General features: G+C 64.8%; 12 protein-coding genes, 2 tRNA genes and 1 pseudogene. 3 read left to right on the top strand and 12 right to left on the bottom strand.

Features of this window, described 5'->3' with window-relative positions; genetic code table 11:
* Positions 1-71 precede the first annotated feature (71 nt).
* The 12 genes and pseudogenes from C1I89_RS24465 to C1I89_RS24410 form a co-directional block, all read right to left on the bottom strand.
* Positions 72-147, bottom strand: a tRNA-Trp gene (locus tag C1I89_RS24465).
* A gap of 142 nt (positions 148-289) precedes the next feature.
* Entirely contained in the window at positions 290-1480 is a 1191-nt protein-coding gene (gene tuf, locus C1I89_RS24460) for an elongation factor Tu (protein WP_102775022.1), read from the bottom strand.
* A 76-nt stretch (positions 1481-1556) separates the two neighbouring features.
* Positions 1557-1736: pseudogene (locus C1I89_RS24455) on the bottom strand (hypothetical protein); the annotation flags it as partial.
* Positions 1737-1776: 40 nt separating this feature from the next.
* On the bottom strand, positions 1777-2397 hold the full coding sequence (gene rplD, locus C1I89_RS24450; protein WP_043541548.1) for a 50S ribosomal protein L4: 621 nt from the start codon (positions 2395-2397) through the stop codon (positions 1777-1779).
* A gap of 4 nt (positions 2398-2401) precedes the next feature.
* On the bottom strand, positions 2402-3091 hold the full coding sequence (gene rplC / locus C1I89_RS24445; protein ID WP_168202287.1) for a 50S ribosomal protein L3: 690 nt from the start codon (positions 3089-3091) through the stop codon (positions 2402-2404).
* A 313-nt stretch (positions 3092-3404) separates the two neighbouring features.
* Positions 3405-3716, bottom strand: coding sequence for a 30S ribosomal protein S10 (rpsJ, locus tag C1I89_RS24440; protein ID WP_003806903.1), 312 nt, complete (start codon positions 3714-3716; stop codon positions 3405-3407).
* Positions 3717-3871: 155 nt separating this feature from the next.
* Positions 3872-3947, bottom strand: a tRNA-Trp gene (locus C1I89_RS24435).
* Positions 3948-4089: 142 nt separating this feature from the next.
* The gene (gene tuf, locus C1I89_RS24430) at positions 4090-5280 is read right to left on the bottom strand and encodes an elongation factor Tu (protein WP_102775022.1); all 1191 of its coding nucleotides are present in this window, start codon (positions 5278-5280) and stop codon (positions 4090-4092) included.
* Between the two features lie 76 nt (positions 5281-5356).
* Positions 5357-7459, bottom strand: a complete 2103-nt coding sequence (gene fusA / locus C1I89_RS24425; protein WP_102775021.1) for an elongation factor G — start codon at positions 7457-7459, stop codon at positions 5357-5359.
* An 18-nt stretch (positions 7460-7477) separates the two neighbouring features.
* Positions 7478-7948, bottom strand: a complete 471-nt coding sequence (rpsG, locus tag C1I89_RS24420) for a 30S ribosomal protein S7 (protein ID WP_006389600.1) — start codon at positions 7946-7948, stop codon at positions 7478-7480.
* Positions 7949-8113: 165 nt separating this feature from the next.
* Positions 8114-8491 carry a 30S ribosomal protein S12 gene (gene rpsL, locus C1I89_RS24415; protein WP_005017264.1) on the bottom strand — a complete coding sequence of 126 codons (378 nt, stop codon included), beginning with the start codon at positions 8489-8491 and terminating at the stop codon, positions 8114-8116.
* Positions 8492-9017: 526 nt separating this feature from the next.
* Positions 9018-9719 (bottom strand): response regulator transcription factor, encoded by a 702-nt coding sequence (locus C1I89_RS24410; RefSeq protein WP_102775020.1) that lies wholly within the window; start codon positions 9717-9719, stop codon positions 9018-9020.
* A 256-nt stretch (positions 9720-9975) separates the two neighbouring features.
* Here C1I89_RS24410 and C1I89_RS24405 point away from each other — a divergent pair, with 256 nt between their 5' ends.
* From C1I89_RS24405 to C1I89_RS24395, 3 genes are read left to right on the top strand one after another with little or no spacing between them, the layout of a single operon-like run.
* Positions 9976-10692 (top strand): response regulator transcription factor, encoded by a 717-nt coding sequence (locus tag C1I89_RS24405; protein WP_102775019.1) that lies wholly within the window; start codon positions 9976-9978, stop codon positions 10690-10692.
* Between the two features lie 35 nt (positions 10693-10727).
* Complete coding sequence (locus C1I89_RS24400; RefSeq protein ID WP_102775018.1) at positions 10728-11840, top strand: FecR domain-containing protein; 1113 nt, start codon at positions 10728-10730, stop codon at positions 11838-11840.
* A 16-nt stretch (positions 11841-11856) separates the two neighbouring features.
* On the top strand, positions 11857-14157 hold the full coding sequence (locus tag C1I89_RS24395) for a CHASE2 domain-containing protein (RefSeq protein ID WP_102775017.1): 2301 nt from the start codon (positions 11857-11859) through the stop codon (positions 14155-14157).
* Positions 14158-14160 lie beyond the last annotated feature (3 nt).

Raw genomic sequence — 14160 nt, 5'->3', positions numbered from 1 at the left:
TAGACATTTTGCGACGCGAGCCGCCGTGAATGCGTAACTCGCGATGATCTCCCGCGGGTTTATCCTGGCGGTGGCAGGGGCAGTAGGAATCGAACCTACAACCTTCGGTTTTGGAGACCGACGCTCTGCCAATTGAGCTATGCCCCTAAAACACTTGCATTAGTTCGCAGCCGCTCTTCACCGCTGCTTTCCGCGCCATATCAGCTCGCGGAACCATACATCATACTACTTTTACTGCAAGAATGGATAGAGGGATTGAAAAATCCGCTCTATCCACTCTGGAGACTGCTTAGGCGATGATCTTGGCGACCACGCCGGCGCCGACGGTACGGCCGCCTTCACGGATGGCGAAACGCAGGCCTTCTTCCATGGCGATCGGGGCCAGCAGCTTGACGGTCATCGTCACGTTGTCGCCCGGCAGAACCATTTCCTTGTCGGCCGGCAGGTCGATCGTGCCCGTCACGTCCGTCGTGCGGAAGTAGAACTGGGGACGGTAGCCGTTGAAGAACGGGGTGTGGCGGCCGCCTTCTTCCTTGGACAGGATGTACACCTCGGAGGTGAATTCCGTGTGCGGGGTGATCGAGCCCGGCTTGGCCAGAACCTGGCCGCGCTGGACGTCTTCACGCTTGGTGCCGCGCAGCAGGATGCCGACGTTGTCGCCAGCCTGGCCCTGGTCCAGCAGCTTGCGGAACATTTCCACGCCCGTGCAGGTCGTCTTGACCGTCGGGGTGATGCCCACGATTTCGATTTCTTCGCCGACCTTGATCACGCCGCGTTCGATACGGCCGGTCACCACGGTGCCGCGACCCGAGATCGAGAACACGTCTTCGACCGGCATCAGGAACGAGCCGTCAACCGCGCGCTCCGGCGTCGGGATGTACGAATCCAGCGCCTGGGCCAGCGACAGGATGGCCTGTTCGCCCAGTTCGCCCTTGTCGCCTTCCAGCGCCAGCTTGGCCGAACCCTTGATGATCGGGGTGTCGTCGCCCGGGAAGTCGTACTTCGACAGCAGTTCGCGCACTTCCATTTCGACCAGCTCGAGCAGCTCGGCGTCGTCGACCATGTCAGCCTTGTTCAGGAAGACGATGATGTAGGGCACGCCCACCTGACGCGACAGCAGGATGTGTTCGCGGGTCTGCGGCATCGGGCCGTCAGCGGCCGACACCACCAGGATCGCGCCGTCCATCTGCGCCGCGCCCGTGATCATGTTCTTCACGTAGTCGGCGTGGCCCGGGCAGTCAACGTGCGCGTAGTGACGCGTTTCCGTTTCGTACTCGACGTGGGCGGTGTTGATGGTGATGCCGCGAGCCTTTTCTTCAGGAGCCGCGTCGATCTGGTCGTAGCCGCGGGCTTCGCCGCCGAACTTGGTCGACAGAACGGTCGTGATGGCCGCCGTCAGGGTGGTCTTGCCGTGGTCGACGTGACCGATGGTGCCGACGTTCACGTGCGGCTTGGTGCGTTCAAACTTGCCTTTTGCCATGATCTCTATCCTTTGACTTTCAAGGAAATTTCGATATTTGCCGCGCCGCCTTGTGGGCGGACGCGGCGAGGGTTATTTACTTGGCCCGAGCGGCGATGACTTCGTCAGCGACGTTCTTGGGGGCCTCGGAGTAATGCTTGAATTCCATCGTGTACGTGGCACGACCTTGCGTCAGCGAACGCAGGTTCGTGGCGTAACCGAACATCTCGGCCAGCGGAACTTCGGCCTTGATGGTCTTGCCGCCGCCAACCATGTCGNGATCGGCGCCAGAATGACTTGCATCAAGCGTTCAGCGTTCATCCCAGCATCTCCTCGAGTTGAGCGATGGCCGGCTTGGTGATCAGCACTTTCTTGTAGTGGACCAGCGACAACGGATCGGCATAACGGGGCTCGACAACGGCAACGTGCGGCAGGTTGCGGGTGGCGAGGTAAACATTTTCATCGACGCTGTCGGTGATGATCAGGACCGAGTCCAGGCCCAGGCTCTTCAGCTTTGCAGCGGCGGCCTTGGTCTTGGGCGATTCCAGATCGAACGATTCGACGACGGCGATGCGGTCTTCGCGAGCCAGCTGCGACAGGATCGAGCGGATCCCGGCGCGGTACATCTTCTTGTTGACCTTCTGGCTGAAGTTCTCTTCGGGCGAGTTCGGGAAAGTCCGACCACCCCCACGCCACAGCGGCGACGAGGTCATACCGGCGCGAGCGCGGCCGGTACCCTTCTGGCGCCAGGGCTTCTTGGTGGTGTGCTTGACTTCGGCACGATCCTTCTGAGCGCGGTTGCCGGAACGGGCGTTGGCCTGGAAGGCCACCACGATCTGATGAATCAGGGCTTCGTTGAAGTCGCGGCCGAAGATCGTGTCGGGCGCGCTGAAAGTCGCGGCGGCCTGACCTTGGTCGTTCAGGAGCTTGAGATCCATTTACTTACGCTCCCTTCTTGGCCGGGGCCTTGATGGCCGGACGCACGACGATGTCGGCGCCAGCGTGGCCGGGGACGGCGCCCTTGACCAGCAGCAGGCCGCGCTCAGCGTCAACGCGAACGACGTCGAGGTTTTGAACGGTGCGGGTGACATCACCCAGGTGACCGGCCATGCGCTTACCCGGGAAGATACGGCCCGGATCTTGAGCTTGACCAATCGAGCCCGGGACGCGGTGCGAACGGGAGTTACCGTGCGACGCGCGCTGCGAACCGAAGTTGTGGCGCTTGATGGTACCGGCGAAGCCTTTACCGATGGTGGTGCCCGTGACGTCGACCTGTTGGCCGGCTTCGAACACCGATTCCACGGCGATCACGGCACCAGCCGCGAATTCGGCGGCGCGGGCGGGATCAAGGCGGAATTCTTTCAGGATGCTGCCGGCTTCAGCGCCGGCCTTGGCGTAGTGGCCCGTTTGCGGCTGAGCCACGCGCGAGGCACGACGAGTGCCATAAGCCACCTGGATCGCGGCGTAGCCGTCGGTTTCCAGCGACTTAACTTGGGTCACGCGGTTGTTCGACACGTCCAGCACGGTCACCGGAATGGATTCGCCATCCTCGGTGAAAATGCGGGTCATGCCGACCTTGCGACCCACCAGCCCCAGCCGGTGAGCGGCGGGCGTGGGTGTCGAATTCGACATCGTTTTCTCCATTCCCGACTGCGATTGGTCGGGGCTAATCAGGCAAAGGGTAACGGCCTCTGCCCTACGACTATGTTCAACCTGGTCAAAGGCACGATGGCTCTGAAAATCGAACCCGCCTGCCTTTTTTCCATAGCTGCTCTTGCCACAAAATGGCAAGCTTCGCATATTAGCACGTTTTTTTCAGGCAGCACAAGCACTTAGCGCGATTGACCGTTGCGCGCCACAAACAAAAAAGCCGCATTCCGGGGAATGCGGCTTTTCTTTTTCCGGGCCTGCCGGCGAAGGTAGCAGGCTCGAAGGTCTTGCGGTCTTACTGCAGCGCGATTTCGACGTCGACGCCGGCCGGCAGGTCCAGACGCATCAGGGCGTCAACGGTCTTGTCGGTGGGATCCACGATGTCCATCAGGCGCTGATGGGTACGGATCTCGAACTGGTCGCGCGACGTCTTGTTCACGTGCGGCGAACGCAGGACGTCGTAGCGGCGGATGCGCGTGGGCAGCGGCACGGGGCCACGGACAACGGCGCCGGTACGCTTGGCGGTATCGACGATTTCCGCAGCGGACTGGTCGATCAGCTTGTAATCGAAAGCCTTCAGACGGATGCGGATCTTTTGGTTTTTCATGGCGTTTCCTAAAGAACGAAAGACGAAGGCGGCCGGGGAGGACTGAGCCGCCTTCGCTGATGGGTGCTACTTAGGCGATGATCNTAGACATTTTGCGACGCGAGCCGCCGTGAATGCGTAACTCGCGATGATCTCCCGCGGGTTTATCCTGGCGGTGGCAGGGGCAGTAGGAATCGAACCTACAACCTTCGGTTTTGGAGACCGACGCTCTGCCAATTGAGCTATGCCCCTAAAACACTTGCATTAGTTCGCAGCCGCTCTTCACCGCTGCTTTCCGCGCCATATCAGCTCGCGGAACCATACATCATACTACTTTTACTGCAAGAATGGATAGAGGGATTGAAAAATCCGCTCTATCCACTCTGGAGACTGCTTAGGCGATGATCTTGGCGACCACGCCGGCGCCGACGGTACGGCCGCCTTCACGGATGGCGAAACGCAGGCCTTCTTCCATGGCGATCGGGGCCAGCAGCTTGACGGTCATCGTCACGTTGTCGCCCGGCAGAACCATTTCCTTGTCGGCCGGCAGGTCGATCGTGCCCGTCACGTCCGTCGTGCGGAAGTAGAACTGGGGACGGTAGCCGTTGAAGAACGGGGTGTGGCGGCCGCCTTCTTCCTTGGACAGGATGTACACCTCGGAGGTGAATTCCGTGTGCGGGGTGATCGAGCCCGGCTTGGCCAGAACCTGGCCGCGCTGGACGTCTTCACGCTTGGTGCCGCGCAGCAGGATGCCGACGTTGTCGCCAGCCTGGCCCTGGTCCAGCAGCTTGCGGAACATTTCCACGCCCGTGCAGGTCGTCTTGACCGTCGGGGTGATGCCCACGATTTCGATTTCTTCGCCGACCTTGATCACGCCGCGTTCGATACGGCCGGTCACCACGGTGCCGCGACCCGAGATCGAGAACACGTCTTCGACCGGCATCAGGAACGAGCCGTCAACCGCGCGCTCCGGCGTCGGGATGTACGAATCCAGCGCCTGGGCCAGCGACAGGATGGCCTGTTCGCCCAGTTCGCCCTTGTCGCCTTCCAGCGCCAGCTTGGCCGAACCCTTGATGATCGGGGTGTCGTCGCCCGGGAAGTCGTACTTCGACAGCAGTTCGCGCACTTCCATTTCGACCAGCTCGAGCAGCTCGGCGTCGTCGACCATGTCAGCCTTGTTCAGGAAGACGATGATGTAGGGCACGCCCACCTGACGCGACAGCAGGATGTGTTCGCGGGTCTGCGGCATCGGGCCGTCAGCGGCCGACACCACCAGGATCGCGCCGTCCATCTGCGCCGCGCCCGTGATCATGTTCTTCACGTAGTCGGCGTGGCCCGGGCAGTCAACGTGCGCGTAGTGACGCGTTTCCGTTTCGTACTCGACGTGGGCGGTGTTGATGGTGATGCCGCGAGCCTTTTCTTCAGGAGCCGCGTCGATCTGGTCGTAGCCGCGGGCTTCGCCGCCGAACTTGGTCGACAGAACGGTCGTGATGGCCGCCGTCAGGGTGGTCTTGCCGTGGTCGACGTGACCGATGGTGCCGACGTTCACGTGCGGCTTGGTGCGTTCAAACTTGCCTTTTGCCATGATCTCTATCCTTTGACTTTCAAGGAAATTTCGATATTTGCCGCGCCGCCTTGTGGGCGGACGCGGCGAGGGTTATTTACTTGGCCCGAGCGGCGATGACTTCGTCAGCGACGTTCTTGGGGGCCTCGGAGTAATGCTTGAATTCCATCGTGTACGTGGCACGACCTTGCGTCAGCGAACGCAGGTTCGTGGCGTAACCGAACATCTCGGCCAGCGGAACTTCGGCCTTGATGGTCTTGCCGCCGCCAACCATGTCGTCCATGCCCTGGACCATGCCGCGACGCGAGGACAGGTCGCCCATCACGGTGCCGGCGTAGTCTTCAGGCGTTTCGACTTCAACGGCCATCATCGGTTCCAGCAGCACAGGGCTGGCCTTGCGCATGCCTTCCTTGAACGCCATCGAGCCGGCCATCTTGAACGCGTTTTCGTTCGAGTCCACGTCGTGGTACGAACCGAAGAACAGCGTGACCTTGACGTCCACGACCGGGTAGCCGGCCAGGATGCCCGAAGGCAGCGTTTCCTGGATGCCCTTGTCCACCGCGGGGATGAACTCGCGCGGCACCACGCCGCCCTTGATGGCGTCCACGAACTCGTAGCCGCCGCCCGGCTCCAGCGGTTCGACCTTCAGGACCACGTGACCGTACTGGCCGCGACCGCCCGACTGCTTGACGAACTTGCCTTCGACTTCCTCGCAGGTCTTGCGGATGGTTTCGCGGTAGGCCACCTGGGGCTTGCCGACGTTCGCTTCCACGCCGAATTCGCGCTTCATGCGGTCGACCAGAATTTCCAGGTGCAGCTCGCCCATGCCGGAAATGATGGTCTGGCCGGATTCTTCGTCGCTGCGCACGCGGAACGACGGGTCTTCCTGCGCCAGGCGCGACAGCGCCAGGCCCATCTTTTCCTGGTCGGCCTTGGACTTGGGTTCCACGGCCTGCGAAATCACGGGCTCGGGGAACTCCATGCGCTCCAGCGTCACGTGCGAGTCGACGTCGCACAGCGTTTCGCCGGTGGTCACGTCCTTCAGGCCCACGACGGCGGCGATGTCGCCAGCCAGAACTTCCTTGATTTCCTCGCGGTTGTTCGCGTGCATCTGCAGGATGCGGCCGATACGTTCCTTCTTGCCCTTGACCGGGTTGTACACGGTGTCGCCCGACTTCAGGACGCCCGAGTACACACGCACGAAGGTCAGCTGACCGACGAACGGGTCCGTCATCAGCTTGAACGCCAGGGCCGAGAACTTCTCGCCGTCGTCGGCTTGGCGCTTGACTTCGTTGCCGGCGTCATCGGTGCCTTCGACCGGCGGGATGTCCACGGGCGAGGGCAGGTAGTCGATGACGGCGTCGAGCATGCGCTGCACGCCCTTGTTCTTGAAGGCGGTGCCGCACAGCATCGGCTGGATTTCGCCGGCGATGGTGCGCTGGCGGATGGCCAGGTTGATCTCGGCTTCTTCCAGCGCGCCGGTCTCGAGGTACTTGTTCATCAGTTCCTCGGACGATTCGGCGGCAGCCTCGACCAGCTTTTCGCGCCACTCTTCAGCGGTGCTCTGCAGCTCGGCCGGGATGTCTTCGTACTCGAACTTGATGCCCTGGCTGGCTTCGTCCCAGATGATCGCTTTCATCTTGACGAGGTCGATGACGCCCTTGAAGGTGTCTTCGGCGCCGATGGGGATCACCACGGGCACGGGGTTGGCGCGCAGGCGCGTCTTCAGCTGGTCATAGACCTTGAAGAAGTTGGCGCCGGTGCGGTCCATCTTGTTGACGAAGGCCAGACGCGGCACGCCGTACTTGTTGGCCTGACGCCACACGGTTTCGGACTGCGGCTGAACGCCGCCCACCGCGCAGTACACCATGCAGGCGCCGTCCAGGACGCGCATGGAACGCTCCACCTCGATGGTGAAGTCCACGTGCCCCGGGGTGTCGATGATGTTGATGCGGTGCTCGGGGTAGTTCTTAGCCATGCCACGCCAAAACGCCGTCGTAGCAGCCGACGTAATGGTGATGCCACGCTCTTGTTCTTGCTCCATCCAGTCCATGGTGGCTGCGCCATCATGCACTTCGCCAATCTTGTGATTGACGCCGGTGTAGAACAGGATACGTTCGGTCGTGGTGGTTTTCCCTGCATCGATGTGCGCAGAGATACCAATGTTGCGATAGCGCTCGATCGGGGTTTTGCGGGCCATGGTGGGTTAGTCCTTAAATTACCAGCGGAAATGGCTGAAGGCCTTGTTGGCCTCGGCCATCTTGTGCGTGTCTTCGCGCTTCTTCATCGCGGCGCCACGTCCTTCGGATGCGTCGATCAGTTCGCCAGCAAGGCGCAGATCCATCGACTTTTCGCCACGCTTCTTGGCGGCTTCACGGAGCCAACGCATAGCCAGGGCCAGGCGGCGCACGGGGCGCACTTCAACCGGCACTTGGTAGTTGGCACCGCCCACGCGGCGGCTCTTGACTTCGACGATCGGCTTGATGTTGTTGATCGCCAGGCTGAACACCTCGATCGGCTCCTTGCCGGTCTTGGTGGCGACTTGCTCGAGGGCGCCATAGACGATGCGCTCGGCGACGGCCTTCTTGCCGTCCAGCATGACGACGTTCATGAACTTGGCGAGCTCGACGCTGCCGAACTTGGGATCGGGCAGAATCTCGCGCTTGGGTACTTCGCGACGACGGGGCATTGTTGCTTCCTTGTGTCTGTTCAGTTGAACCGTGCTTCATTACACGGCCATGGCCGCCCAATGGGACGACCCCTTACGTGCCGCGCACCTTCCTGTATGCGGATGGCGCGGTTGCACTTCCCTGGTGACGGACTTCCGCCACTTCGGGGTACTACCGATTCGTTATCAGGCCTTCTTCGGGCGCTTGGCGCCGTACTTCGAGCGGGCTTGCTTACGATCCTTGACGCCTTGCAGGTCGAGGGAACCGCGCACGATGTGATAACGCACACCGGGCAAGTCCTTCACACGACCGCCACGCACCAGAACCACCGAGTGCTCTTGCAGGTTGTGGCCTTCGCCGCCGATGTACGAAATGACTTCGTAACCGTTGGTCAGACGCACTTTGGCAACCTTACGCAGAGCGGAGTTCGGCTTCTTGGGGGTGGTGGTGTACACGCGAGTGCACACGCCGCGGCGTTGCGGGCAGTTTTCGAGCGCGGGGCTCTTGCTTTTGATGATGCTGACTTCGCGCGGCTTGCGCACGAGTTGGCTAATGGTAGGCATGACCTTTGAAATCCCTTTTACGTACCACTGGTAAGTACTTTCGTACTAGTGTCCCGAGGCGGAGAGCCTCCGGAGCAGGCAGTTCGCGCAAAACCGCCTCAAACGTTCGAATACGTAAAAGAGCGGGCTTGCCAACAAACTGTGACAAAACGCACAAAACCGGATGCGGCAGGGAAGTCGCCGCGGGAGTACCAGCCCCCCGCCTGGCGGATCATGCTTGAATGGCTCGTGACGCACCTTCGCCCATGACCCGAACTTCCAAACCCTACCGCGTACCGATTTTGCGCGCGAGATAAAGCAGTTAGCCCTTTAGCATAACTGAGATTCGGGCGCACTGTCAAAGAAATTTGTAAACCCTGCCAGACGGCATGTTGCCGGCAGAAGACGGCCAGTTAAGCGCCGGTCATGAAAATTGGGGCCGCATAAACCGCAGATCCGGGTCGCGGGCCGCGCCGCCCGGTCCGGGTTTCCACGTATGCGGCGGCAGCGATCAGTGTAGCCCCGCGCGCGGGTTTGCGCCGGTTTTTTACTGGTCGGCGAACAGGTAGCCGCTGCCGTAGACGGTGCGGATCGGCAAAATCACGCCGGCCAGCTCGGCCTTGCGCCGCAGGCGGCTGACGATCACGTCGATGCTGCGCGAACCGCTGGCGCGCGCGCTGCCGCCTTCGACCTGCAGGCCTTCGCCCAGCTCGGTGCGCCCGACCGCCCTGCCCGCCACTTCCAGCAGCGAACGCACGACCAGACGCTCGTTGGCCGACAGCGAAATGGTGGTACCGCTGGGCGAGGCCAGGGTCCAGCCCTGGTCGCGCAGCTCCCATTGGCCGTTGCCGGGCGCTTCCGCCCCGGCTCCCGCGCGGCCGGGCGGCAGGCGGCGCGCCAGCGCCAGCAGGATGCAGGCCAGCTCGCGCGGGTCCTGCGGCTCGGGCAGGCAGGCGTCGGCGCCGCTTTGCAGGCAGCGCAGGCGGCCGTCCACCGACAGGTCGGCGCCCGTCACCACGATGCCCAGGGACGAGGAGCCATGCAGCCGCGCCACCAGGGCGTAGCCGATCTCGCCCAGCGCGCCCACGTCCAGGATCACGACGTCATAGGCGCCGCCGTTGAGCAACCCGAACAGCTCCAGGGACGTCGAACAGCCGCGCGCCGATATGCCGGCCTGCAGCAGCGCGGACACGGCCGCCCCGCGGGCCGCTTCGTCCGGCGACATCATAAGTACGCACAATTGATTCATGTTTGTTCCACTCAGCAATACGGTCGATTCCCTCCAGTGCCTCTGGTAGTGGGATGTTTGAGACAGTGTGGCGCGGTGTTGCGCAACAACTCCAGTCAAGATTCGTCAACTTTGCAATGTTTGACAGTTCTTGGCATAACGTAGCCAGCGGGGACACAGCCCGAGTTATCATTCGTTTACACGAATTCCCTTACCCTCTTGCAGTAGGGCGCCATAGCGCGCGCTTGCGTAGCAAACCTTCGCGAGAACACGTCTGATGAAAATCGCGTCGCTGGAAGATGACCTGGACCAAGCCCGCCGCATCCAGCAAGTCTTGACCACCGCCGGATACTCCTGCGCCAGCTACCAGCAAAGCCGGGATCTCCTGGCCGCACTGCGCACGGAGCATTTCGACCTGGTATTGCTGGACTGGCACCTGCCCGATATCGACGGCGACGACGTAGTGCGCTGGCTGCGCGCCAATATCGGCGCGCGCATTCCCGTTATCTTCCTGACCAACCGCTCCAGCGAGGACGATCTGGTCGAGGGCCTGCGCGCGGGCGCCGACGATTACATCGTCAAACCGCTGCGCCCCCAGGAACTGCTGGCGCGCGTGGCCGCGCTGCTGCGCCGCAGCCAGATCTCCGAGCCCGCCCGCGAGGGCTTCGAGGTCGCCCGCTACCGCATCGAGCCGGGCGCGCGCACGATTTCCCTGGACGGCGCGCCGGTCGCGCTGGCCCCCAAGGAATTCGATCTGGCGCTGCTGTTTTTCCGCAATATCGGCCGCCTCATGTCGCGCGACGTGCTGGCCGAGTGCGTCTGGAACCGGGAGATCCCGGCCACCTCGCGCACGCTGGACACCCATTTGTCGAACATCCGGCAAAAGCTCCAGCTGCGCCCCGAGCACGGCGTGCGCCTGTCTTCTTCCTACGCGCTGGGCTACCGGCTGGAACTGACCAGCCCGGCCGAAGACGCGCCCGCCCATCCACTGTAAGCGCCCCCGCGCGCACCCCTGGAGAACCGCTAGTCATGAGCCGCTGCCGCGCGCTTTCTTTGCTTGCCCTGATTTCCTGCCTGAGCATCCTGGCGCCGGCGCACAGCCAGCCGGCGGGCGCGCTCGGCGACGATTTCATCTATCGCGTGCGCCAGGGCGACACCCTCATCGACCTGGCCACCCGCTACACGCGCAACCAGGCCAACTGGGGCCCGCTGCAGAGCCTGAACCGCGTGGTGACGCCGGAATTGCTGCCCATCGGCCTGGAACTGCACATTCCGCTTTCCATGATTCCCGTGCGCCCGGCCAGCGCGCGCGTGGTGCACGTCAGCGGCCAGGCCGAGCTCGACGGCAAATCGCTGCGCGCCGGCGACGCGGTGGCCGAAGGCAGCACCGTGTCCACCGCCGCCAACGGCTTCGTCACGCTGGAACTGGCCGATGGCTCCAAGCTCACCCTGCCGGCCGGCGGCGCGGTCGAACTGACCCGCCTGCGCCAGTTCGAAGGCACGGCGCTGACCGATTCCATCGTCGAGGTGCGCCGTGGCGGCGTCGAGTCTTCGGTGGCGCCCGCCGGCGAAGGCGTGGGCCGCTTCGAGGTCCGCACGCCGGTGGCGGTGACCGGGGTGCGCGGCACGCGTTTCCGCGTGCAGAGCAGCGCGCAGGGCGTGCACAGCGAGGTGCTGGACGGCAGCGTCCGCCTGCAGCCCCACGCCCCGGGCGCGCGCCCGGCCAGGCCGGTGGCCGTGGCCAAGGGTTATGGCGCGGCGGTCGGCGCCGACGGCACGGTCGCCGGCATGCGGGCCCTCCTCCCCGCGCCGCAGCTGGGCGAACCCGCGCGCGCCGGCGGCGGCGTATGGACCGCCCCGGTCTCGCCCGTGGCCGGCGCCCGCAGCTATCTGGTGCGGGTCTCGCGCGACGCCGAAGGCGCCCTGCCGGTATCGTCGGCCGACTTTCCCGACAACCAGGACATCCGCTTCTCCGCGCCCGGGCCGGGCACGTATTACGTATCGGTGCGGGCCGTGGACGATCTGGGCCTGAGCGGCAAGGACGCGGTGGCGACCTTCGAAGGCGCCAACCAGCTCATGACCGCCTACGGGCTGGGCGTGGCCAGCGGCACGGGCGGCTTCATCACGCTCACCGAGTACTAGCGCCGCAAGGACCCTCATGGCCGCCGCCGATCCGCAGGACCGGACCTCGCGCTCAGGGCTATGGCTGACGTTGGCGCTGGCGCTGCTGGCCGCGGTCCTGGGCTGGTTCAACGGACTCGGCCGGGTCGACCAGATCCTCTACGACCGCGCCGTCTCGGTGACGGGCCGCGGCGCCGATCCCGACATCCTGATCGTGGCGATCGACGACGCCAGCATCGACGCGCTGGGCCGCTGGCCCTGGCGGCGCGCGGTCCACGCGGCGCTGCTGGACCGGCTGCATGGCGCCCGCGCCGTGGGGCTGGACCTGATCTTCGGCGAAGCGGACGGGGTCTATTCGGACGACGACCGCTTCCTGGCCGACAGCATCCGGCGCAACGGCCGCACGGTGCTGCCGGTCGTGCTGAACCGGCTGGACCATCCCTCCGCCGTCAACGCTCCCATCGCGCCGCTGGCGCAGGCCGCCGCCGGCCTGGGCTTCATCAATGCCCGCATCGATTCCGACGGCGTGGTGCGCGCGGCCACGCTGGCCGCGCACGTGAACGGCCGACGCTGGCAGCACCTGGCCCTGTCGATGCTGGAAGTCGGCGGCCAGGCGCAACAGGCGCAGCGGCTGCTGCGGCGCGCCGCGCCGGACGGCAGCATCCTGATTCCCTACGCCGGCCCCACCGCGCATGTGCGCACGGTGTCGTACCTGTCGGTGCTGCGCGGCGATATCCCGCCCGATGAACTGCGCGGCAAGTACGTGCTGGTGGGCGCCTGGGCCACCGGCCTGGGCGACGCCTATCCGACGCCCGTCTCGCATGACGTCAGCGGCATGTCGGGAGTGGAGATCATCGCCAACCTGCTGCACGCGGCGCGCGAGGACATCGCGTACGTGCAGCCGCCGGCCTGGTGGAGCGCGCTGTTCTCGGCGCTGCCGGTGATGCTGGCCTGCCTGGCCTTGTGGCGGCTGTCGCCCAAGCGCGCGCTGCTGGTCTGTGTCGGGCTGCTGGCCGGCATCCTGCTGGCGGCGCTGCTGTTTCTGGCCTATGGCCGCTTCTGGTTCGCGCCCTCGGCGGCGCTGCTGGGGGTGGCGCTGTGCTATCCCTTGTGGAGCTGGCGCAGCCAGGAAGCGGCGCTGCGCTACATGGACAATGAATTGCGCCGCCTGCAGCGCGAGTACCCGCCGGTGATGAACGAGGCGCGCGCCCAGGCCGCGGGGCCCAGCGCTTCGCTCGAAAGCCGCGTCGGCGAACTGCGCCGCGCGCTGGCGCGCGTGCGCAACCTGCGGCGCTTCCTGGCCGACGGCCTGGACGGCATGCCCGACGCCACGCTGGTGTTCGACCAGGACGGGCGCATGCAATTCCGCAACCGGGCCGCCGTCATGTACTTCCAGCGCCTGGGCATGCGGCCGCCGCGCGTGGGCCGCCCGGCCATCCACCTGCTGGAAAAGACCATCTCCGATCCCGCCACGCGCCAGCGCGTGGCCGAAGCGCTGAGCGGCCAGGGGCCGGCCGCCGCCGGCTCGCCGTGGAGCGCGGACCTGGAACTGCGCGACCACGCGGGACGCGATCTGATCCTGAAATGCGCGCCCATCCATACCGCCGAGGGCAACTTCGCCGGCACCGTCGCCACGCTGACCGACATCTCCCGCATCCGCCAGGCCGAACGCCAGCGCGAAGAGACGCTGCGCTTCATCTCGCACGACATGCGCGCGCCGCAGAGCTCCATCCTGGCGCTGGTGGAAATGAAGCAGGAAGGCGCGGCGCAGGGCGACCACGGCGCCACGCTGGACCGCATCGCCATGCTGGCGCGGCGCACGCTGCACCTGGTCGACGACTTCGTGCACCTGACGCGCGCCGAGTCCATGGTCATCAGCGCCGTGGAACTGGACCTGGCCAGCCTGCTGCAGGACGCCGCGGACGAATTCTGGGCCTCGGCGCAAAAGCGCGGCATCGCGCTGGAGTTGCGCCTGCCCTTGCCCGCGGCCTATGTGCGCGGCGACCAGACCCTGCTGATGCGCGCGCTGTGCAACCTGATCGACAACGCGATCAAGTACAGCCCCGCGCAGACCCGCATCGAGTGCGGCATAGACGAAGAGCCGGGCTTCTGGCGCGCCGCCATCCGCGACCAGGGCCAGGGCATCGCGGCCGAGGACCTGGCCCGGCTGTTCGAGCCGTTCTCGCGCGTCGGCGTCGACACCCGCGGCGACGTGGGCGGCGCGGGCCTGGGGCTGGCGTTCGTGCGCACCGTGGCCGAACGCCACGGCGGCTCGGTGGAAGTCAGCAGCGAGCCGGGCGCCGGCTCGGTCTTCACGCTGCGCCTGCCGATGGCGTAGCGC

Source organism: Achromobacter pulmonis (genome assembly GCF_002885955.2).
GTDB lineage: Bacteria > Pseudomonadota > Gammaproteobacteria > Burkholderiales > Burkholderiaceae_B > Achromobacter > Achromobacter pulmonis_A.
This window is presented reverse-complemented; position numbering and strand designations above follow the sequence as displayed.